The organism is Novosphingobium sp. 9 (assembly GCF_025340265.1).
Lineage (GTDB): Bacteria > Pseudomonadota > Alphaproteobacteria > Sphingomonadales > Sphingomonadaceae > Novosphingobium.
Window position 1 is genome coordinate 807,279 of record NZ_CP022707.1, and the last position, 18,956, is coordinate 826,234.

Here is an 18,956-nt window from a genome sequence, read left to right on the forward strand (position 1 = left end):
TCCTCAGGTCAGGGAAGGGGGGAGAAGCCGCCAGCGGGACAGCACCGGCCACGGATCGGGCAGCGGGGTGACGACGACCTTGCGCAACCCGGCATGGGCATGGACGATGCGCTGCGGTGCGAGCGCGATGGCGACATGCACTTGCGTAGGGGCGGGGCGCAGGATCAGCACGTCGCCGGGTTGGCGCGGTGCTTCGGCGGGCACGAAGCCCGAGGCATGCATCCACGTCTCGACGTCGGGTTGCGTCAGCGAACGCAGCGGATAGCCGTTGGGGAGGTGCGGCGCGGCGCCGATCCCGCGCAGTGCCGCGTCGAGCAGGCCCACGCAGTCCAGCCCGGTCTCGCGCGTCCGCCCATGCAGGCGAAAGCGGGTGCCTGCGAACGCCAGCGCCGCTTCGGCGAGTGCGTCTCCTGTCGTCGCGCCGCTCACGATGCGCCCGGCGAAGGATAGCGGGTGAGCAGGTCGTTGCCCGGAAGATAAGGTTCTGCGCGGAAGTTTATCGCGTTGCCGAAGCGACCGGCGCAAGTCTCCAGCGTGTGATCGCAGCCCTGCCGCAGCATCACGCGCGTGCCGATGGCGGGGGGCGGATCGACGGGTCGGTCGAGCACCAGCGCGCCCTGCGCCGTAGCCGCCACGATCATCGCGCTCTCGTCGCACTGCGCGCCATCGATCCAGCGCAAGGTGCCGCCGATATGCGTGCCGGTATCCGGGGCGGGGAAGAGTGTCACCGCGTTGGCTTCGGCATCGAAGGCTGCCAGCGTGCGCTCAGAGGTGAAGCGTACCGCGCCGAGATTGCAGCCCGGTCCGCAGAACGCAGCGCGGCAGGTCGGGCTGGTCCTTGGCACCAGATCGCGCTCCAGCTCGGCCTTGCGCGAGACGAGCTGGGCGGAGAACTGCCCGGCCTCTTCGGACACGGTGCCGAGCGACCCGGCATAGAGCAGTGCGCTCTCGCCGCTCTCCCAGTCGACCAGCCCGATCCGCACCTGTGCATCGTCGAAGCGCCCGGCGGCAAGGTCGGGAGACGAGATCGAATCGTGGCTGAGCGCGCCTTCCACTTCGGCGCTGTCGTCCGAAAGGTCCGCCGACTTGCGGATTGAGGAGGGCACCATGCCGGGCGAGGCGCGGTGGAGTACGCCCTCCAGCCACAGGTCGCGGTCGTGCGTCGTGAAGCCCAGCGTCACCCCGTCGCGGCGCAGGATGCGAAGGTACGTGGCGGCGGTTTCGAGATCGCCGGAGAACCAGGTGCGGGTCATGCGGCCTCCCGAATCTCGACGACGGGCACGCTCGGCGCCTCGCCTGCGGCAAAGGCCGCGCCGGAGACTTCGAGCTGGTCCTCGGCAAAGCGCACCGGCACGTCGAAAAGGAACCCGGCGCGCACGTCGAGACCGGAGGCAGGCGCGGCGTCGAAGCGGATCGTGCCGCCGTCGAGCAGGGTCCAGCCTTGCGTCTGCACGACACCGCCCACCGCGACCTGCACGGACGGCGCATCGGGCCGGGTCACGCGGCGCACCTGCTGCGCATCGCCCTCGCCATAGCGCTTCACCAGCGCGAAATCGGTGGCGAGGCCGTCTCCGGTGCCGAGCAGCTGGTCGCGCGCGCCGGGCACGCCGACCATCCCGGCCGAGCTGTAGTCGCTGGGATCGCGCAGGCGGAAACCGCGCGCCGAGCCGCGCCGCGCGCGGAAGAAGGCGATCAGCTCGCCCAGCTCCGCATCGGAGCGCACGCCGGGGCCGACATCGAAGCGCAGCCGCGCGTTCGACCACAGAGAATTGCGTCGCTCGAAGCCCGAGGCGGTGATCGAGACGCTGGTCGAAAACTCCGGAATCACCGTGGCGTCGCGGCCCAGCGCGAGCGGGTAGAGCACATCGTCGAAGGCCTGCATGTCATCGTCTCCGCTGATAGTAGGCAAGCGCACGTATCCGTCGCGCGCGACCTGCGGCAGCGCCCAGATCACGATCTCGTGCGGGCTGCGCGCGAATGCCTCGTCGATCCCGGCATCGATCCGGCGCCACTGGTCGGCATTGGCGGGATCGAGCACGAAGCCTGCCAGATAGTCCTGCTCCGTCGCCGGATAGCCGAGCCGCGCATCGACTTCGGCGTGTGCGGTGCGGCGGTGGCCATCGGCGCCTGTGGTCAGCCAGTCGTAGTCCTCGACCTGAAGGCGGTCGAAGGCCGGGGCGGCCCAGCCCAGCGGCAGGTTGGCGCGCTTCAGTTCGGGCATGTCGGGCGCGAGCAGCGTGGGCGTGAACACCAGCGCGAGCGCTTCGACCGGGGCAGGGGCCACGGCGGCGCGCACGGCGGAAACCAGCGCGGCGGTGGAAGCGGCGAGCATCGCGCCCGCCGCATCGAGCAGCGCGGTCTGTGCGGCGCTCAAGGGCGCGCGCATGTCGGGGATCGCCACCGGCGCGCCGCCGAACGCAGCCTTTGCGGCATCGTCGTAAAGGCAGATGCGCCCGGCCGCGAAAGTCCACCACCACGGCTCGCCGATCTGGAAGCGCACCGGCGCGCCCGCCTCGGCCATCAGCGTCGCGAAGGCCTCGGCCACACCGCGCAGCCACGCCATCGCCGCGCCGTTCGCGGGGGAAAGCAGGGTCGAGGGCGGTTCCCAGCCGGTCAGCGCCGGATTGCCGAGATGGTCGCGCTGTTGCCATGCGGGCGGGCAATGCTGCGCCAGCACTTCGTAGGAGAGCGAGGCCACCGGACTGAAGCCCATCGCCACCGCCTCGGAGAAGAAGGCGGCATGCCAGGCGCGGGTCGGGGTGTTCAGCACGTCCCCGGAAGCGCCGACAAGGAACGCGTCGTCGCTCGCGCCGAGCCCGAAGTAATGGCTCATTCCCACGTAGTGGACGATCGAGCCGCGATAGCCGAGCTGGCGGATCGCGCGCAGCAGCCGCGACGGCGTCTGCACGCCCTGATCGTCGAACCCGGTGGCGATGGCGAGGCCGTGGGGCGGGATCATCACGTCGCCGATTTCCAGCATCGCCCGCGCCCCGTCGCAGCGGATCTGCGACAGTTCGATCCAGCCTTCGCGCGGCGCATCGAGCGCGGCGGTGCTCGCCCCGTCATAGCCCGGCGGCGCGAAGGAGATGAACATCCGGTCGATATCGCCCGCCCAGACCGGATCGGCATCGGCGGGCAGCGAAAAGCCGCCGTCGAGGGCCGAGAAGTTCAGCGTGATCGTGGCGTCCTCGCCCGCTCCTTCGGCGTAGTTCCACAGCCGCACGTACCAGGTCCGCGCCGCGCCGCTTTCGTTGCGTCCCTCGATGGTCAGCGTCGGGCCGTTCACGGCATCGAGCGGCACCACGCCGGAAGACCGCCAGCGCAACGACAGCGAGGTGTGGCGATAATCGCGGTCTGTCCTGTAGCCGAGTAGCGGGTGGTCGAGCGTGTCGGCGCTGTCCCAGATCAGCCCGCCAAGGTCGGCATGGCGCAGGAACGTCGCCTCGATCCGCAGCGCGTCGGGCGCGGTGGCGACGACGCTCGCCATCATCGGGCGGGGGAAGTTAACGGTCCAGAAGCGCGGATCGAAGCGCTCGATCCAGTCGCTGTCCTGTCCCTGTCGTTTGGAAGCGAGCCAGAAGGCCATTTCTGTTTCCCCCCCTCAGCGCTCGTTCAGCGCGCGGCGCACGGCGCTGGCGATCTGCCGCGAGGAGCGGCGCAGCGATTGCGGCACGCTGGCGCCGCGCGCGCCGGTCATGTTGATGGCGACGCTGACCGAACGCCCGCCGCTCGAACCGGACGCCCCGCTGTCGATGCGTCCGGCGGAGGTCGGCACGAACAGTTCCGGCCCGCGCTCGCCCACCACATAGGCGCTGCCCGGCGCGACATTGCCGCCGGTCGCGCGGCCCGGCAGGCCGAGCAGCGAGGTGACGAGCCCGCCAAGGCTGGCGCTGCCGGTGCCCGCCGATGTGCCGACACCGGCGCTGCCACCGACCAGCCCTTGCGCGGCGCTGGCGGCGATCTCGCCCAGCGCGTTCACCGCCACGCGCTTCAGGTCGTCGAAGCCGAGGCTGCCTTGTTTGATCGCCGAGGCGAGGCTGGATTGCAGCGAGGAGCCCGCCCTGGTGAAGCCGCCGGTCAGGTCGCCGTCGATCTGCTTGCGCATGGCGGCGATGTCCTGCGCGAAGCCGTCGGTGGAGGCGCGCACGTCGATAATCAGGCTGTCGGCATCATCGGCCATGGTCGTTGTCCATCATCTGGGTGAGAGTGTCGCGGTCGATCCCGGTACTGGCCGGAGTTCCGGCAGCGTCAGCGGTCAGGCCGAGGCAGTCGGCGAGTTCGGCGGGCGTGGCGCGCCAGAACTCGTCGGGGCGCCAGCCGAGCGTGCGGGCGGCCAGCGCGCAGAGCCGGGGCGCGGTCTCGGTAAAGGTCCGGCTCACGCGGTGCCCTTGACGATCTGGCCGAGCAGCACCCGCAAGGGCGCGATGCAGGCGGCCAGTCCGCCTTCGGCCACGGCTTCGCAGAACGCTTCGCGGCTGAAGGCAGCGCGGTCCGTCAGGCAGTGCCAGAACAGCGCGGCCATCTCGGTCAGGCGCAAATCGCCGTCGCCCGCCCGCTCGACCAGCGCCAGCAGCGGGCCAAGCTCGGCCTCGGCAGCGACCAGCGCGGTGAAGCTGGGACGCAGGCGATGCGCCACACCGCCGAGCACCAGCGCCGTCTCACCGCGCAGGAGATTGGCCTCAAGGCTCACGCGGCGGCGACCGCGCCCGAGCTTTCCAGCTGGAGCGTGTAGTTGCGCTCGCCGTTGAAATCGCCCGCATAGTCGAGCCGCTGGACAAGGAAGCGTCCGCGCAGCTTCTCGCCGTCCTCGAAGCTCAGTTCGTAATCGTCGAGCGTGCCCGCCATGGCATTGGCGCGCACGCGGGCTTCGGCGGTGCTGCCGAGGAAAATGCCCGCCGCGCTGACCGAAACGGCGCGCACGCCCGCGCCCGAAAGCAGCTCGCGCCAGCCGCCCGAATCCTTGCTGGTGACGACCACCGCATCGCCCGTCACCGACATCTGCGTGGTGCGCAGGCCTGCGACGGTCTGATAGGCGGCGGGGGTGGCGCCGTCGGAAATCTTGAGAAGGAAGGCGCTGCCTTTCTGGGCGGTCATGGGAAGTCTCCTCGAAATGGCGGGGAAAGTTGAACAGGCGAAATCAGGCGGCGAGCAGGCGGAAGCGGTATTCGAGCAGGATCGCACGGCGGCTTTCGCCACGCTGTTCGGCACGGGCGCGCAGGAAGGTGGTGGAGGCGATCGAGAAGGCGTCCTGCTGGCGCGGCAAGCTCTCGATCCGCTCTTCCAGCGCGGCGACGAGATCGGCAGCGGCATCGGGGGCATCGCCCCGGCACTGCAGTTCGAGCGCGACGCGCACCTCGCGACCTTTCGCGGTCTTGCAGCTCCAGTCAGCGCTGGAACTGGCCGAAATGGCGATCCACGGCAGGCTGGTGCGGCCGGGCGCTTCCTCGGTCAGGGCGTTGAGTTCGCCCGCCAGAGTGGGATCGCCGGCCAGCCAGTCGAGCAGGGCGGCGCGCAGGGGCACTTCCATGGCGTATCCTTTCGTCGGTAGGGTCAGCGTGGCGCGGTGGGCCAGAGCAGGTCGGCGCGGCGCCAGCGGCTTTCGTCGCCTGCGCGTTCCAGCGCCCGCGTCTGCGCGGCAGCCTCGGCGAGCGCGGCGGCCTTGTCGGTGAGGTGCCGGGCGAACGCGTCGAAATCGGTTCTGGCGGTAAGCGCAGACCCGCTCATGCCAGCCGCATCCGCCTCCAGGGGCGCCACAGCGCAGCCACCGAGGCGGGCGGCAGTGGCGCGGCGCCTCCGTTCTCGCGCTCGCGGTGCTGGTGCGCGGCGAGGCGGATGAGGCCGTGGCGCAGGCCATCGGGCAGCATGTCCCAGCTGGCGGTGAGCCCGGCGGTGAAGCGGACCGCCAGCTGCGTCGCATTCGCGCTTGCCAGCAGGCGCACGCAGCCGGTGCCGTCGGTGTCGAGGTCTGCCTCCCACGCGGCGGAAGACAGCGCGGTGCGGGTGCCGTCCGCGGCGATCGCCTCGATCGCGGTGATCGCCTGCACGGGCCGCGTCGCCAGACGCTGCCAGCGCCCGGACCATGCGGGGAGGCGTTCCTCGCAACCGGCCTCCAGCGGCATCGTGCCGGTGAAGCCCTCGCAGACATCGAGGCTGGCGTCGAGCAGGTCGCCCAGCACGGCATCGTCGTGCGCGGTGGTGATGCCCAGCCATTGCTTAAGCTCGGCGAGCGCCGTGCCCGGCAGCGTCGCGGGCGAGAGGATGACGCGGTTCATCGAAGTCTCCGATCAGGCGCGAAAGGGAATGGGCAGGAAGAAAAGGCCCGCGCCGCCGGAAGGGGGCTAACCCTAAGGGGGCAGCGGCGCGGGCCGGCGGCGGCAGGACAGGGAGGGGGTATCCTGCCGCCGCGTCACCTCGTCAGCGGATCAGCAGATCCGATCAGGCTGCGATGCGCAGCAGCTTGATCGCGTCCGAATCGAGCACCTGCCCGCCGATGCGCTTGGTCGCGTAGAAGTGGACGAAGGGCTTGTTGGTGAAGGGATCGCGCAGGATCGCGGTGGCCGAGCGTTCGGCGATCAGATAGCCCGCGCGGAAGTTGCCGAAGGCGACCGGGAAGCTGCCCGCCGCGACATCGGGCATGTCCTCGGCCTCGACCACCGGATAGCCCAGCAGGCGGTTGGGCTGGCCTTCCATCAGGCCCGGCTGCCACAGGAACGAGCCGTCCGCCGCCTTCAGCTTGCGCACCACCGCCAGCGTTGCCGAGTTCATCACCCAGCTTGCGCCCTGCCGGTGCCCGGCCTTGAGCGAGTGGACGAGGTCGATCAGCTTCAGTTCGGGCGAAGTGTCGAAGCCTGCCGCATCGCCGGACTTGAGGTATTGCAGCTTGCCGAAGGCGCGCACTGTGTCTGCCTCGCTGGTGGCTTCGGCGGCGAGGAAGCCCTTGGGCTGGTTGATGCCGGTGCCGTTGATGAAGGCGCCGCCTTCGGCACGGGCGAACTCCATGGCGATCTCGTCCGCCAGCCACGACTGAATATCGAACCCGGCATCGTCGAGCATCGCCTGGCTGGCCGCCGGATTGGCGTAGAGTTCACCGGTCGGCGGGGCGATTTCGGCGAAGCTGGGCGTGGCGGTCTCGGCGCGGGTGGCGACTTCGCTGACCCAGCCGGATGCGGTGCCGCCGGTGGTGATAAGCTTGCGATAGCCCGCCGTGCCGGTCTGCACGACTTGCGCGATGGAGCGGATCGGGCTGATGTTCTTGAGGCGGCTGGCGATCAGCGCGTCGATCTCGCGCGGCACGGCATAGCCGCCATCGGCAGCGATAGCGCCGGAGATCGACTTCAGTTCGGTCTCGCGGCCACGGCGCAGATAGCCCTCGACGAAGCCTTTGACTTCGAGGCTGGGCGGGGCCGAGGCGGCGCCTTCGATCATCGGGCGGGCGGCGGCGCGGCTGACGCGGTCGAGCCGGGCCTTCACGTCCTCGACATCGGTGCGCAGCGCCGTGACTGCGGCATCGGTGGCGTCCTGGCGGGCGACGAGGTCGAACGAGGAGTCGAGGGCCTCGACCGGGGGCGTGATTTCCATGGGGCATTCACCTTTCGGGTTGGCCGCGACTGGGCGGCGTTGGGCATCGATTGTGCGTTGGCAGTGGAAGCAACCGGCGAGGTCAGGAGACCAGATGCACCCGTGCGCCGTGCTGCATCGGGTGGGTGACGAGGCTCACCTCGAACAGCTCCAGATCGAGCAGTTCGCGCCCTTCGGCATTGTGGCGGCTGGAGCGGGCGCGGTAGCCGAACGACAGGCCGCTCACTGTCCCGCGCCGCAGCGCAAGGCCCGCCGCGCCTTCCGGGTTGTCGATCATGGCGACCACACGCAGGCCGCGCGCGTCTTCGGCCAGCCGCTCGACCCAGCCGATGCGCAGGTCCGGGCGGTGCTGCCAGAACAGCGGCACCGGGGCCTGTCCTTCGTGTTCGGCGATGGTGCGGGCGAAAGCGCCGGGACGAATGGTGTCGCGCCCGGCATCGCGGCGGTCGAACAGCGCGGCGTAACCCGCAAAGCGCAAGGGGCCGGAGGCAGCGGCGGTCATCGGATGATCTCCGCCACGCCGAAGCGATAGGCGAGGCCGAGCAGCAGCAGCGCCAGCACCGCACGCACGGCCCAGCCGACCACCGCCTGCGTCGCGCTGGCCTTCGCATCGCGCCAGGCCTGCAGCAACTCGCGCAGTTCGGAGAGATCGCCGATGGCGGTCTCGTCATCGAGGCCGAGGCGGGAAAGCATGCGCTGCGAACCCAGTTCGCTCGCTTCCTCGACGATGGCGCGCAGGGTCACGAGGTCGGACCCGGAGGCACGGGCCTGCGCCAGAAGCCCGGCCAGCATCTCACCATTGTTCATGAAATGTTCTCCTTGCTGCGGGTCTCAAGCGGCTCGATGCGATCTGGCTCGATGCGTTCGGGCAGGCCCAGCAGCGCGCGCTTTTCGGATGGGTCGAGGAAGTCGGCATCGCTGACCTGCGACCACAGCTTCTCGCGGTCCTCCGCCAGCGCGGGCACCCGGTCGAGATCGACGGCGAGCGCGGCTTCGGGGAACCACGGGGCCAGCCCCTCGCCAAGGGCGGCGAAGATCTTGGCGGCCATCGGCAGCAACGTCAGGCGCCAGAGCGCGCGGTTGGCCTCGCGGTAGTTCGCATAGGTCGAATCTCCGGGCAGGCCGAGCAGCATCGGCGGCACGCCGAAAGCCAGCGCGATGTCGCGCGCGGCGGCGGCCTTCAGCGTCGCGAAGTCCATGTCTGCGGGCGTCATCGCCATCGCCTGCCAGGTGAGGCCGCCTTCCAGCAGCATCGGCCGCCCGGCATTCCCGGCACCGGCGAAGGCGTGGGTCAGTTCGGCCTTGAGCCGGTCGAACTGGTCGGGGGTCAGGCTGTTGCCGTCCTCGTTGCGGTAGACCAGCGCGCCCGAGGGCCGCGCGGCGTTCTCCAGCAGCTGGCGGTTCCATTCTGCGGCAGCGTTGTGCGTGGCGATTGCCTGATCGGCGGCGGCAAGGCATCCCGCGCCATAGTGATCGTCCGCCGGGTGGAAGTGGCGGATGTGGATCACGTTGGGCGCGGCGTCCTCGTCCAGCGCCGGGATCGCGATCTGCTGCCCGCCCACGGTATAGGCGAAGGCGCTGGGCCAGCCGTCCTCGTCGGGGACGATGGCGATCCGCTCGGGCCGCAGCGCGAACAGCTCGACCGGGCGCCCGCGCGCGTCCTTCATCACCTGCACATAGGCATTGCCGTGCAGCAGCAGGTGCGCCGCCAGCGTTTCGAGCAGCGCCTGTCCCGCGCTGGTGGCGGTGACGAGTGCGGTCAGCGCGGGATCGCCCTGCCGCAACGGCGCGCCGCCAAGCCCTTCGGCCACCAGGCGCACCGCGCGCTGGGCGACCGGGTTATGGAGATAGGCGTGATGGATCGCGGTGCGATAGTCGAAGGCCGGGCGCCCCGGCGCTTCGGCGCAGGCATACCAAGGAATGCTGGGCGCACGCGACAGCGGAGGACGTTCTGTCGCGCCCTTGAAGGCGGCGAGGATGGAGTCAAGGAAAGGCATGGGACTCCTTTCGGAAGCAGTGGGAGGAGAGCGATCGGTTCGGGCCGTCGTACCGGTCAGGCCGTCACATCGATGAGGATCGTCTCGTTCAGTGCGGTGCGCAGGAGGAACACATCGTTCAGGCCGGTCAGGGCCTTGGCGACGCTCAGGTTGCCCGCCGCATCGAGCGCGAAGTAACCGCGCCGGTGGCCGCCCTGCAGCACGTCGAAGCCGGTCGCCTTGATGCCCGTCGCGATCACCGTGCCGACGGCTGTTGCGGCAGGCACCGTCGATCCGCCGACTGTCGCCGTTGCGATGAAGTCGGCGGGGCGAAAGTACGGTGTCAGCAGATCGCTCTCGATCAGCGCCAGCCACGGGCGATGCCGGTTTCGTGCAGTGTCGATGACGGCATTGAAATCCACACCGACAAGCTGTCCGGCGTGTGCAGAAACCTGAAAGCGCCATGGATCGCTCAGCAAAGGCAATTCCGAGATAGGATCCCAGAACGCAGGGGCCACCAGATTACGGGCCTGGGGGTCTGTTGCGTGCGTGAACGTCCCGCCCTTGACGGTCGATGCCGGAAGGCGGTTGATCGTGCCGGTTGCCGTGGCGCCGCTGGCGATGTTCTGCCCGGTTGCCGAAGTGGTGGCGATCCAGGCGTTGTCGAACACGGCCACGGCATTGGCCCCCTGGGCGGTGACGAAGCATGATCCACCGCTACCATTGATGTCGCGGAAGGACTGCGCACCCTGGACGATCAGGCTGTTCCGGAGTGCGAGCTGCGCTCCGGCATATTTCGGGTATTCCAACCGCAGGGGGTTATTCGTGGCCAGAACGAACAGGGACTTGCTGGTTTCCCAATCGCCGAAGTCCGCCCCATTAGCGGCGCCGCTGGAACTCCCCTGCAGGAACGGTCCCTGACCTTCGTTGCACAGGAACACGCCTTCCTCGCGCCAGCCATACATCGACACCGCGCCCGCATTGGGCTGGAAGTTGTCGGCGTGTGTTCCGGTGTTGGAAGCGGCAGGCGCATTAGGCGTGGAGACGTATCCAGCGCCGGATGAGGGCCAGTAGCCATAGTCGTAGTACAGGCGAACGGCGATGCCATCGCCCTCCACGACGTAGACCTCGTTCTGAAGCGGATAGGAGGTCCAGCACGATCCGTCTTGGTTGATATGCTCCTGCTGCGCCGCGTGCCACTGGTATCCGGCCTTGTCGTACAGCGAGGTATCGCCGCGTTCCCAGTATCGCACGATGTGGTGCTTGTCGGCGTTGATCTTGCTGGCGTCGAGCGTTCCTGCGGTGAAATCGTAGGTGCCAACCATCGTTGCTGGCCGGCCGTGCGGCAATTGGTCGACCGTGAGGCCCGATGCCGAAAAGGCGACCCACCCGTTGCCGTCATAGCGATTTACCTCGAACTCCTTGCGGCTCTGCCACAGGTTGAGAGCGGGATAGCAGGTGAAGCGGCCACCGAAGCGGCGGTGGCCCGTGCCATTCAGGAACAGTCCAGAGCCAACATTGATGCCATCCGACCAGATGAGATCGTACCCCACGTCGTTGACGTTGAGGTTGATCTTGCTGCCGGTGGTGTTCCCCTGCGAGGATACAGTTGCAAAGGGCGCCAAAAAGCGTGCCATTCGCGTTCCGAAAGAGCCCGCGAAGCTGACGGAGGATCCGGCATTGCTCGGGCCGCCTGCGGATACCGTGACGATAGGTTGCCCGGCCCACACGCACCTCTCGTCCGTCTGATCGTTCTGGAGATATTTGCGCGAACGGCTGTTACCCAGATGAGCGCCTGCAAACAGGCATCTGGTCATGGCGATGTCGTTGCTCGCCTGCACAGCTATGGACCGGTATGCCGCCACCCCGATGCCCACCTGTTGCCAGAGGCCGGGAGACGTATCGGTGAGGGATGCGACAATGATCCCATCCATGTCGTAGCTGCCGGTCAGAACGCTGGTCAGGCGCTGGGTGATCGGGAGAAATTCCTTCCGCTTCTGGAACACTGAACGGACTTGCTGGCTGACCGCCAGTTTGCCGGTGCCGTACGTGCCGATGGGATGCGGAAAGCGAGACGGACCAAGCACCAGTGCATGAAGCGTCGGGGTCTTGAACGGGGTGAAATAGAGCGCTTCGTTGCCGTTGTGCAGGATGCCGGAGCGATCAGCCGTCTCGGTGCTCTGGACGACGCGGATATCCTTCTCGATCGGCAGGTAGGGCAGGCCGATGGTGATGGCGGGCGCGGTGATCTGGCCGCCCGGTGCCTGCGAACGCGCCGCCGCGATATGCGGCATGATGTAACCGACCTGCTGCATAATCCCGGTGTTGATGGTGTCCGCTGCAAACGTCTTGTTGGCGGCGCAGACCGGCACGGCAGCGGGGGCCGAGGTCGGATTGCGCTGCACCATCATCTCGCAGATGTGGACTTTCCTGCCGGTGTCGAGTGTTCCGGTCATCAAGAACACCGGATAATACAGCGACCCAGCGGCATTCACATAGGTATCAACCCAAAGGTACGTCCAGCGTTTGCCATTGAGCATCCCGAGGTCGTAATAGCCGCAGCGCCGCGTACCCCATGCCTCGGTGAAGCCGGTGATCGCGCCTGCGGCGTCGTGCGAGTACGTGGCTGCGTCAAAAGCACTGGCCGCCGTTCTGCTGCCGAATGCTATTGTATTTGCGCCTACTGATCCGGGCGCGATGGCGACGATGGCATGCGTGCGGATGATGTCGGCGACCGACGCTGCCGTTCCGGTGACGGCATTTGGAGCGGACAGCTGCCCGCTGTTGACAGTGCCCTGCGTCCATACAGCGCCCTTGCCGGTCGTGCCGAAGATATCGGCCTCGGTATGGCTGCCCGCATAAGCGATCGTATCGCTGGCCTGCGACTTGACGAGATAAGCCGGATCGGTGGCCGCATGCGGCGCAGCCGTGTCGTGCCACGGTGCCGAGCGATAGGTGTCCGCAGGTTGCAGCATCGCGCCGAGGAACTGGCCCGAGCTGTTATAGCACAGGCGTTCCTCGTTGGCCGCGCAGATGGCGAACCCCGATGCGGTCAGGCGCCAGCGCCCGGCAGTGGACGAAAACGTCATCACCTTGGGTGCGGCGATTCCGGCCTCCAGCGACAGCAGATTCGCGCGGATGAGCGAGCCGACCGTGGCGGAGATCTGTGCGACGGCACCCGTCAGGGCCGAGGCGGCATTGGTTGCGGTCACGGCGGAACCGGCCGCAGCGGTTGCCGAGGCCAGGGCGGTCACGGCGTTTGTCCGCGCCGCTTCCGCGCTGCTGGTGGTGCGGGCGGCAAGGCCGCGGGCGATCAGGTCGATGCTCATGTCTGGCGGTGCCTCGTGAAAAGGGGAAAAGGGACAAAGCGGGCAGGATCAGGTCATACGGACGCGCGGGGTGGCGGCAGTGCCGAGCATCAGGTCGCTGAGCGCCCAGACCAGCGCGTCGGCGCGGTCGGGGGAGCGGGTGGGGCCTTCATAGGTGCCACCGGCCATCAGCCCGCACATTTCGTCTTCCAGCGCGGGGAAGTATCCGGCGTGGAACACGCGGCCCGCCTCGTAGAGCGCGGCGACGGGTTCGGCGCGGGCCACTTTGCCGCGGCTGGCGTGGACCAGCTTCAGGGGCAGCGAAATATCGGCGGCGCGCAGGACCGAGGCGACCATCGCGCCGCCCTGGTTGGCTTCTGCGACGACGCGATCGGCCTGCCAGGCCTGCGCCGCACCGGCGGCGGCGCGCGCCCAGCGTTCCGGGCTGGCCTTCTCCACCGAGGCATCGGCCAGCACATGCGCGCTGCCGCTGGCATCGAGGCCGACCACCACGATCCCGCAGGCATCGCCCCCCGCCGAGGCAGGGGGATCGACGCCGACGATCACCCGGACGCATTCCGGGCCTGCGCCTTCACGGCACTGTTCGAGCAGCGCGCGGCTCCACAGCGCGCCTTCGGCCTCGGCCAGCATCTCGCCTTCCAGTTCCTGCCGCCCGAGCTGGCTGGTGCCGAACAGGCGGCGCATCGCGTCCAGAAAGCGCGTCGGCAGATTGGCACGGTTGTCCCAGGTGGTGCCGCGCGTGACGATGACTTCGGCACCGTCCTCGCTCGCCAGCAGGCGGGTCAGCAGCGGCACGGCACGCGGCGTGGTCGTCGCCAGAACCTGCGGGCGTTCGCCAAGGCGCAGGCCCATCATCAGGTTGTCCCAGGCCGAGGTGGCGCGGGCGGCGGCATTGTCCCACTTGGCGATCTCGTCGCACCAGGCGTGGCTGTGCTGGGGGCCGCGCAGCGATTCGGGCTCGGCGGCGGAATAGAGCATGGCTTGCGCGCCGCTCGGCCATGTCAGCCGCCGCAGCGAGGATTCGTAGAGCGGGCGCTGTTCGCGCGGGCCGACCGACAGCAGCCCGCTCTCGCCTTCCACCATCACCGCGCGCACTTCGCCAAGGCTCGCGCCGACAAGGGCGATGCGCGCCGCAGGATCGCTCTCGGCGATCTGGCGGACCCATTCGGCGCCGCTGCGGGTCTTGCCGAAGCCGCGCCCGGCCATGATCAGCCACAGCCGCCAGTCGCCCGCCGGGGCCAGTTGCGCGGGGCGTGCCCACAGCTTCCAGTGCCAGCGCCAGGCGCGCTGTTCGGCGCGCGAGAACGAGGCGACAAGCGCGTCGATCTCGGTCGCCTCGGCCCCGGCCATCCAGTCGAGCGGGTCTGCCTCAGCCATCTGCGGGATCTCCGTCCGGGTTCGCGGCGGCAAGGCGACGGGCCTCCACCTGCAGGCGCAGATGCTCCAGCTTGGCATCGATCGAGGCGCGCACGGCGGCGACATCCTCGTCCTCGCGCAGGGCGCGTTCGCGCGCTACGGTCTCGCGGTGCAGGCCGAGCAGGCGCAGCGCGGCGGCGTTGTCGAAGCGCACGGCATCGTCCTTGCCCTCACCGAAGCGCAGGCGCTGGAGCACTTCCATTTCGAGGTTCTCGTAGCCTTCGAGCAACGCGGCATACCACAGGCGGGCGAATTCGGGCTCCTCGCGGCGGACCTTGTAGGGGCGGCTGGGGGGGACTGCCGCCGCAGCAGCCGCCGCCGTGACGTTCGAGGTTTCGGCCAGCGCGGCCAGAAACACGCCGCGCCAGTGCGCGTTAGGCTTGGCGTTGTCTGCCGCCGCAGCATCGTCGGTGGAGGTCTCGACCTTGGGGGCAGGGGTCTTCGTCTTGCGGCGACGCGCGGCGCCACCGGGCGAAGCCGGGTTCGGCTTTTCCATGGGGTATCCTGCATTGCGAAAAAGGGGACGAAACGAAGGGAGCGAGTTTCGGAAGAGGCCGCGACCCGATTCGGGCAGAGTGAGCGGCAATGTTTCTGTTATGTACCAATATGAATGTCTGATGTCAAGTTGAAATAACCAAAACGGTTCGCTTGGTGCGATCCCTTGTTAGCCGGATCATTCCCCTCTAGGCACGGCGCCGGGATTTCTTGCGGGATGATACGTCGAATGCTTCGTCGCCTTTACGACTGGACCATGGCCAAGGCGGCGCACCGCCACGCGGGGTGGTGGCTGGCGCTGTTCGCGTTCATGGAGGCGAGCTTCTTCCCGGTGCCGCCGCATCCGCTGCTGGGCCTGATGTGTCTGGCCGAGCCGAAGAAGGCGATCCGCTATGCCGCGATCGCCACGCTGGCCTCGGTCACGGGCGGGCTGCTGGGCTATGCCATCGGCCACTTCGCCTATGCCGCGTTCGGCCATGCGCTGCTGCACCTGCTCCATCTGGAGCAGAGCTTCCCGACCGCCGCCTGCTATCTGCGGACCTACGGCGCCGAGATCATCATCGTGAAGGGCGCGACGCCGATCCCCTTTAAGCTGATCACCATCACCGCCGGGTTCATCGGCATGAACCTGTGGGTGTTCCTGGGCGCCAGCATTGTTTCGCGCTCGATCAGCTTCATGATCGTGGGCGTGCTGTTCCGTCTGTTCGGCGCGCCGATCAAGGCGGTGATCGACAAGCATCTGGGCAAGGTGACGGTGGCGTTCGTCGCCGCAGTGCTGGTCGGTTTCCTGGCGGTCTCGCTGCTCGGCGGCGGCTCGAAGCAGGCCGATGCCAAGTGCGCGCATGCCACGCTGGACATGCCCGCCGCCTGAAGAATTACCCCAATGCGAAATCGACCGCCGCTGCTGCGTGCAGCGCGGTCGTGTCGAACATCGGCACGGCGCTGTCCTGCGGCTCGACCAGCAGCATGATCTCGGTGCAGCCCAGGATCACCGCCTCGGCCCCTGCCGCGACCAGCCGGGCGATCACCGCGCGATAGGCCTCGCGCGATTCGGGGCGGACCTTGCCCGCCACCAGTTCCTCGTAGATCACCCGGTGGACCGTCTCGCGGTCCGTTGCCTCGGGGATCAGCACGTCGAGCCCGTGGCGCTCGGTCAGGCGGCCCTTGTAGAAGCCCTGCTCCATCGTGAAGGCAGTGCCGAGCAGGCCGACCTTCCTGAGGACCGCCGCCTTGATCCGCTCTGCCGTGGGATCGGCGATGTGGAGCAGGGGGATGCCGACGGCGGCTTCCACCGCAGGTGCCATGCGGTGCATCGTGTTGGTGCAGATCAGCAGCACGTCCGCGCCGCCGCTCTCCAGCCGCCGCGCCGCATCGATCATGCGTTCGGTCAGCGCGGCCCAGTCGCCCGCGTGCTGCAAGGCCTCGATCTCGGAGAAATCGAACGACCACATCAGGCACTTGGCAGAAGCCGTCGGCCCGCGCCGGTCGCGAATCCCTTCGTTGAGGATGCGGTAGTATTCGGCCGAGCTTTCCCAGCTCATGCCGCCGATCAGGCCGATTGTCCGCAAGCTGTCACGCCTTTCGTGCGAAAGTGAAGCGCGGCAGGTCTACCGCGCCGCGCTGTTTTGTGAAACGTTCGAGGCGTTCGCAACCTCCAGGGAGATCTGCATGGCCTATCGTATCGCCATCATCGTCGGCAGCCTGCGCGCCGGATCGTTCAACCGCCAGCTGGGCGAGGCGCTGACGAAGTTGCCCGCGGCGGCGGGGCATCATTTCGTGTTCCCCGATATCGGCACGCTGCCGCTCTACGATCAGGATGCCGATGGCGCCCCGGCAGCGGAAGTGACCGCGTTCAAGCAGGCGGTGGCGAGCGCCGATGCGGTGATCTTCGTGACGCCGGAATACAATCGCTCGATCCCCGGCGTGCTTAAGAACGCGCTTGATCAGGGGTCGCGTCCTTATGGAAAGAGCGTGTGGGGCGGCAAGGTCGCAGGCGTGATCGGCACTTCGCCGGGGAAGGTGGCGACGGCGCTGGCGCAGCAGCACTTGCGCAATGTGCTGGCCTATCTCGACATGCCCACGCTGAACCAGCCCGAGGCCTTCGTGCAGTGGAGCGACACCCTGCTCGACGACAGCGGCGCGGTGGGCGAGGGCTCGGCAGGCTTCCTCGACGGCTGGATGAAGGCCTTTCTCGCGCTGGTGGACGCGCATGTGAGCTGAAAATTCGCGCGCCGCGAATTTTGCGGCACCGGCCCTCTCCCCCACCCTGCCACCCGCAGGATACTACCGTTGGGTGGCAGGGTGGGGGAGAGGGCCGGTGCCGAACCGAAAATGCCTATCCGGGCATTTTCCAGACAGACAGCACGGCATACGAAAACGCCGCCGCGTCCCGGTGGGGAGGCGGCGGCGTTTTTGCGTCATCGTGAAGGCCGGATCAGATGATGCCGACGGCCTTGCCTGCGCGGGTGAACATGCCGATGATCGTCTGCACCTGCTCGGCCGAGTGCTCGGCGCACAGCGAGCAGCGCAGCAGCGTCATGTTCGCAGGGGTCGCCGGGGGACGCGCGAGGTTCACGTAGAGACCTTCGTGCAGCAGCGCTTCCCACATCATCGCGCCGCGCTCCAGATCGGGCATGACGACGGCGATGATCGCGCTCTGCGGCTCGGTAGTGCCGAGCTGGAAGCCCGCGTCGGTCAGGCCCTTGTGCAGCACCTTCGAGTTCGCCCACAGGTGCGCGCGCTTGTCGCCCGCGTTCATCAGCTTGCGCACCGAGGTCGCGGCGGTGGCGACGACGCTGGGCGGCAGGCTGGCGGTGAACACGTAAGGACGGCAGACCAGACGCATGATCTCGAACTTGGGGTGGTTCGAGACGCAGAAGCCGCCGACCGTACCGACCGACTTCGAGAACGTGCCGATCACGAAATCGACGTCATCGAGGCAGCCCTGATCCTCGGCCACGCCGCGCCCGTTGGGGCCGATGAAGCCCATCGAGTGGGCCTCGTCCACCAGCACCATCGCGCCGTACTTCTTGGCGACCGCGATCATCTCCTTGAGCGGGGCGATATCGCCCAGCATCGAATAGACGCCTTCGAGGATCACCAGCTTGCCCGCGCCTTCGGGAATGCGCTTGAGGCGCTTTTCCATGGCGTCGATGTCGTTGTGCTTGAACGGTACGATCTCGGCATCGCCCAGCTTGCAGCCGTCCCAGATCGAGGCGTGGCTGTCGATGTCGAGGACGATGTAGTCGCCCTTGCCCGCGATGGTCGAGATGATGCCCAGGTTCGCCTGGTAGCCGGTGGAGAACACCATGGCATGATCCATGGCGTAGAACTCGCAAAGCGCCTGCTCGACCGCCTTGTGGCCCGCATAAGTGCCGTTGAGCACGCGGCTGCCGGTGGTGCCCGCGCCGAAATCGTCGAGCGCGGCCTTGCCGGCGGCGATCACGTCCGCATCGAACGTCATGCCCATGTAGTTGTAGGTGCCCAGCAGGATCGTCTCGCGTCCGTTGCACATGGCGACGGTGGGGGAGACGACGCGCTCCATGACGAGGCCGAACGGATCGGTGACGCCGGTGGAGAGCAGGTCGGTCCGCATCTGGATCAGCGGATCGAACTTGCTGAACAGGTCCTTGGATTCAGTGGTCTCGGTGGTCTCGGTCATCGGTATTTTCCTGGGTATTGAAAATCCACCAAGGGTGGATTTTGCGGCACCGGCCCTCGCCCCCACCCGACCTCCCGACGATAGTACCCTGCGGGAGGTCGGGTGGGGGCGAGGGCCGGTGCCGCGTTGGAAATGCGCAACCGCGCATTTCCCAAAAAGAGCTTCAACCCTGCAGCTTGACCACGGCGTCGACGAGCTGGCCGTAGTTCTCGATCTCGGCCTGCTGGTTCATCGAGATGATGATGTCGAACTCGTCCTCGATCGCGGCGACGAAGTCCATCACGGTCAGGCTGTCGAATTCGAGATCGTCGGTGAAGCGGGTCGCGTCGGTCACGGTGACGCCCTTCTTGTTGAAGGGCTCGATCAGCGCGGCAATGCGCTCTGAGGTCTCTGCGCGGTCCATGGTCTCAAAAACTCCGAAAGGGTCTAGTCGGCTCTCTGGCCGCGAATTGCGGCGCAAAAGCGGCGTGGCGTCGCAAAGTCAAGCGCCGGTGGGCTGAG

General features: G+C 67.9%; 22 protein-coding genes. 2 read left to right on the forward strand and 20 right to left on the reverse strand.

The window, feature by feature from the left end; all coding sequences use genetic code 11:
* Positions 1–3: 3 nt before the first annotated feature.
* The 17 genes from CI805_RS03985 to CI805_RS04065 all read right to left on the reverse strand — a co-directional run bounded on the left by CI805_RS03985 (position 4) and on the right by CI805_RS04065 (position 14,795).
* A complete protein-coding gene (locus CI805_RS03985; RefSeq protein WP_260926457.1) occupies positions 4–429 on the reverse strand; it encodes a C40 family peptidase in 426 nt (141 codons plus the stop codon).
* Entirely contained in the window at positions 426–1,253 is an 828-nt protein-coding gene (locus CI805_RS03990; protein ID WP_260926459.1) for a DUF2163 domain-containing protein, read from the reverse strand. The genes CI805_RS03985 and CI805_RS03990 overlap by 4 nt, the downstream gene beginning before the upstream one ends.
* A complete protein-coding gene (locus CI805_RS03995) occupies positions 1,250–3,586 on the reverse strand; it encodes a DUF2460 domain-containing protein (protein WP_260926461.1) in 2,337 nt (778 codons plus the stop codon). The genes CI805_RS03990 and CI805_RS03995 overlap by 4 nt, the downstream gene beginning before the upstream one ends.
* Before the next feature lie 15 nt (positions 3,587–3,601).
* On the reverse strand, positions 3,602–4,180 hold the full coding sequence (locus tag CI805_RS04000; protein ID WP_260926463.1) for a tail tape measure protein: 579 nt from the start codon (positions 4,178–4,180) through the stop codon (positions 3,602–3,604).
* Positions 4,170–4,379 (reverse strand): phage tail assembly chaperone, encoded by a 210-nt coding sequence (locus tag CI805_RS04005; protein WP_260926464.1) that lies wholly within the window; start codon positions 4,377–4,379, stop codon positions 4,170–4,172. Before CI805_RS04005 ends, CI805_RS04000 begins: the two co-directional genes overlap by 11 nt.
* Positions 4,376–4,690, reverse strand: a complete 315-nt coding sequence (locus tag CI805_RS04010) for a gene transfer agent family protein (RefSeq protein ID WP_260926465.1) — start codon at positions 4,688–4,690, stop codon at positions 4,376–4,378. Before CI805_RS04010 ends, CI805_RS04005 begins: the two co-directional genes overlap by 4 nt.
* Positions 4,687–5,094 carry a phage major tail protein, TP901-1 family gene (locus CI805_RS04015; protein ID WP_260926466.1) on the reverse strand — a complete coding sequence of 136 codons (408 nt, stop codon included), beginning with the start codon at positions 5,092–5,094 and terminating at the stop codon, positions 4,687–4,689. Before CI805_RS04015 ends, CI805_RS04010 begins: the two co-directional genes overlap by 4 nt.
* A gap of 43 nt (positions 5,095–5,137) precedes the next feature.
* Positions 5,138–5,527, reverse strand: coding sequence for a DUF3168 domain-containing protein (locus tag CI805_RS04020; protein ID WP_260926467.1), 390 nt, complete (start codon positions 5,525–5,527; stop codon positions 5,138–5,140).
* A gap of 23 nt (positions 5,528–5,550) precedes the next feature.
* The gene (locus tag CI805_RS04025; protein WP_260926468.1) at positions 5,551–5,724 is read right to left on the reverse strand and encodes a hypothetical protein; all 174 of its coding nucleotides are present in this window, start codon (positions 5,722–5,724) and stop codon (positions 5,551–5,553) included.
* Positions 5,721–6,272 (reverse strand): hypothetical protein, encoded by a 552-nt coding sequence (locus tag CI805_RS04030; protein WP_260926485.1) that lies wholly within the window; start codon positions 6,270–6,272, stop codon positions 5,721–5,723. Before CI805_RS04030 ends, CI805_RS04025 begins: the two co-directional genes overlap by 4 nt.
* Positions 6,273–6,435: 163 nt before the next feature.
* Positions 6,436–7,578, reverse strand: a complete 1,143-nt coding sequence (locus CI805_RS04035) for a phage major capsid protein (protein ID WP_260926487.1) — start codon at positions 7,576–7,578, stop codon at positions 6,436–6,438.
* Between the two features lie 82 nt (positions 7,579–7,660).
* Positions 7,661–8,080, reverse strand: a complete 420-nt coding sequence (locus CI805_RS04040) for an HK97 family phage prohead protease (RefSeq protein WP_260926489.1) — start codon at positions 8,078–8,080, stop codon at positions 7,661–7,663.
* Positions 8,077–8,385: a DUF6127 family protein gene (locus tag CI805_RS04045; protein WP_260926491.1), complete on the reverse strand. Its 309-nt coding sequence runs from the start codon at positions 8,383–8,385 to the stop codon at positions 8,077–8,079. The genes CI805_RS04040 and CI805_RS04045 overlap by 4 nt, the downstream gene beginning before the upstream one ends.
* On the reverse strand, positions 8,382–9,575 hold the full coding sequence (locus CI805_RS04050) for a phage portal protein (protein WP_260926493.1): 1,194 nt from the start codon (positions 9,573–9,575) through the stop codon (positions 8,382–8,384). Before CI805_RS04050 ends, CI805_RS04045 begins: the two co-directional genes overlap by 4 nt.
* A 56-nt stretch (positions 9,576–9,631) precedes the next feature.
* Positions 9,632–12,883: a hypothetical protein gene (locus CI805_RS04055; RefSeq protein WP_260926494.1), complete on the reverse strand. Its 3,252-nt coding sequence runs from the start codon at positions 12,881–12,883 to the stop codon at positions 9,632–9,634.
* 48 nt (positions 12,884–12,931) lie between these two features.
* Positions 12,932–14,260, reverse strand: coding sequence for a DNA-packaging protein (locus CI805_RS04060; protein WP_260926496.1), 1,329 nt, complete (start codon positions 14,258–14,260; stop codon positions 12,932–12,934).
* The gene (locus CI805_RS04065) at positions 14,253–14,795 is read right to left on the reverse strand and encodes a hypothetical protein (protein WP_260926498.1); all 543 of its coding nucleotides are present in this window, start codon (positions 14,793–14,795) and stop codon (positions 14,253–14,255) included. The genes CI805_RS04060 and CI805_RS04065 overlap by 8 nt, the downstream gene beginning before the upstream one ends.
* A gap of 228 nt (positions 14,796–15,023) precedes the next feature.
* On the opposite strand from CI805_RS04065, the gene CI805_RS04070 reads away from it, so the two are divergent.
* Positions 15,024–15,665, forward strand: coding sequence for a YqaA family protein (locus CI805_RS04070; RefSeq protein WP_260926500.1), 642 nt, complete (start codon positions 15,024–15,026; stop codon positions 15,663–15,665).
* Between the two features lie 4 nt (positions 15,666–15,669).
* Here CI805_RS04070 and CI805_RS04075 read toward each other — a convergent pair whose 3' ends face one another.
* Positions 15,670–16,362: an aspartate/glutamate racemase family protein gene (locus CI805_RS04075; protein WP_260926502.1), complete on the reverse strand. Its 693-nt coding sequence runs from the start codon at positions 16,360–16,362 to the stop codon at positions 15,670–15,672.
* Between the two features lie 100 nt (positions 16,363–16,462).
* Here CI805_RS04075 and CI805_RS04080 point away from each other — a divergent pair, with 100 nt between their 5' ends.
* On the forward strand, positions 16,463–17,014 hold the full coding sequence (locus CI805_RS04080) for an NADPH-dependent FMN reductase (protein WP_260926503.1): 552 nt from the start codon (positions 16,463–16,465) through the stop codon (positions 17,012–17,014).
* A 214-nt stretch (positions 17,015–17,228) separates the two neighbouring features.
* Here the strand turns inward: CI805_RS04080 and spt are convergent, their stop codons facing one another.
* Positions 17,229–18,455 (reverse strand): serine palmitoyltransferase, encoded by a 1,227-nt coding sequence (spt, locus tag CI805_RS04085; protein ID WP_260926505.1) that lies wholly within the window; start codon positions 18,453–18,455, stop codon positions 17,229–17,231.
* 163 nt (positions 18,456–18,618) lie between these two features.
* The gene (locus tag CI805_RS04090; RefSeq protein ID WP_260926507.1) at positions 18,619–18,858 is read right to left on the reverse strand and encodes an acyl carrier protein; all 240 of its coding nucleotides are present in this window, start codon (positions 18,856–18,858) and stop codon (positions 18,619–18,621) included.
* Between the last annotated feature and the right edge of the window lie 98 nt (positions 18,859–18,956).

Bases quoted from the DNA above. Each gene is read 5' to 3' on its own strand.
- CI805_RS03990 (WP_260926459.1), bottom strand. From the start codon at position 1,253: ATGACCCGCACCTGGTTCTCCGGCGATCTCGAAACCGCCGCCACGTAC.
- CI805_RS03995 (WP_260926461.1), bottom strand. From the start codon at position 3,586: ATGGCCTTCTGGCTCGCTTCCAAACGACAGGGACAGGACAGCGACTGG.
- CI805_RS04000 (WP_260926463.1), bottom strand. From the start codon at position 4,180: ATGGCCGATGATGCCGACAGCCTGATTATCGACGTGCGCGCCTCCACC.
- CI805_RS04015 (WP_260926466.1), bottom strand. From the start codon at position 5,094: ATGACCGCCCAGAAAGGCAGCGCCTTCCTTCTCAAGATTTCCGACGGC.
- CI805_RS04020 (WP_260926467.1), bottom strand. From the start codon at position 5,527: ATGGAAGTGCCCCTGCGCGCCGCCCTGCTCGACTGGCTGGCCGGCGAT.
- CI805_RS04025 (WP_260926468.1), bottom strand. From the start codon at position 5,724: ATGAGCGGGTCTGCGCTTACCGCCAGAACCGATTTCGACGCGTTCGCC.
- CI805_RS04030 (WP_260926485.1), bottom strand. From the start codon at position 6,272: ATGAACCGCGTCATCCTCTCGCCCGCGACGCTGCCGGGCACGGCGCTC.
- CI805_RS04035 (WP_260926487.1), bottom strand. From the start codon at position 7,578: ATGGAAATCACGCCCCCGGTCGAGGCCCTCGACTCCTCGTTCGACCTC.
- CI805_RS04040 (WP_260926489.1), bottom strand. From the start codon at position 8,080: ATGACCGCCGCTGCCTCCGGCCCCTTGCGCTTTGCGGGTTACGCCGCG.
- CI805_RS04045 (WP_260926491.1), bottom strand. From the start codon at position 8,385: ATGAACAATGGTGAGATGCTGGCCGGGCTTCTGGCGCAGGCCCGTGCC.
- CI805_RS04050 (WP_260926493.1), bottom strand. From the start codon at position 9,575: ATGCCTTTCCTTGACTCCATCCTCGCCGCCTTCAAGGGCGCGACAGAA.
- CI805_RS04055 (WP_260926494.1), bottom strand. From the start codon at position 12,883: ATGAGCATCGACCTGATCGCCCGCGGCCTTGCCGCCCGCACCACCAGC.
- CI805_RS04060 (WP_260926496.1), bottom strand. From the start codon at position 14,260: ATGGCTGAGGCAGACCCGCTCGACTGGATGGCCGGGGCCGAGGCGACC.
- CI805_RS04065 (WP_260926498.1), bottom strand. From the start codon at position 14,795: ATGGAAAAGCCGAACCCGGCTTCGCCCGGTGGCGCCGCGCGTCGCCGC.
- CI805_RS04070 (WP_260926500.1), top strand. From the start codon at position 15,024: ATGCTTCGTCGCCTTTACGACTGGACCATGGCCAAGGCGGCGCACCGC.
- CI805_RS04080 (WP_260926503.1), top strand. From the start codon at position 16,463: ATGGCCTATCGTATCGCCATCATCGTCGGCAGCCTGCGCGCCGGATCG.
- spt (WP_260926505.1), bottom strand. From the start codon at position 18,455: ATGACCGAGACCACCGAGACCACTGAATCCAAGGACCTGTTCAGCAAG.
- CI805_RS04090 (WP_260926507.1), bottom strand. From the start codon at position 18,858: ATGGACCGCGCAGAGACCTCAGAGCGCATTGCCGCGCTGATCGAGCCC.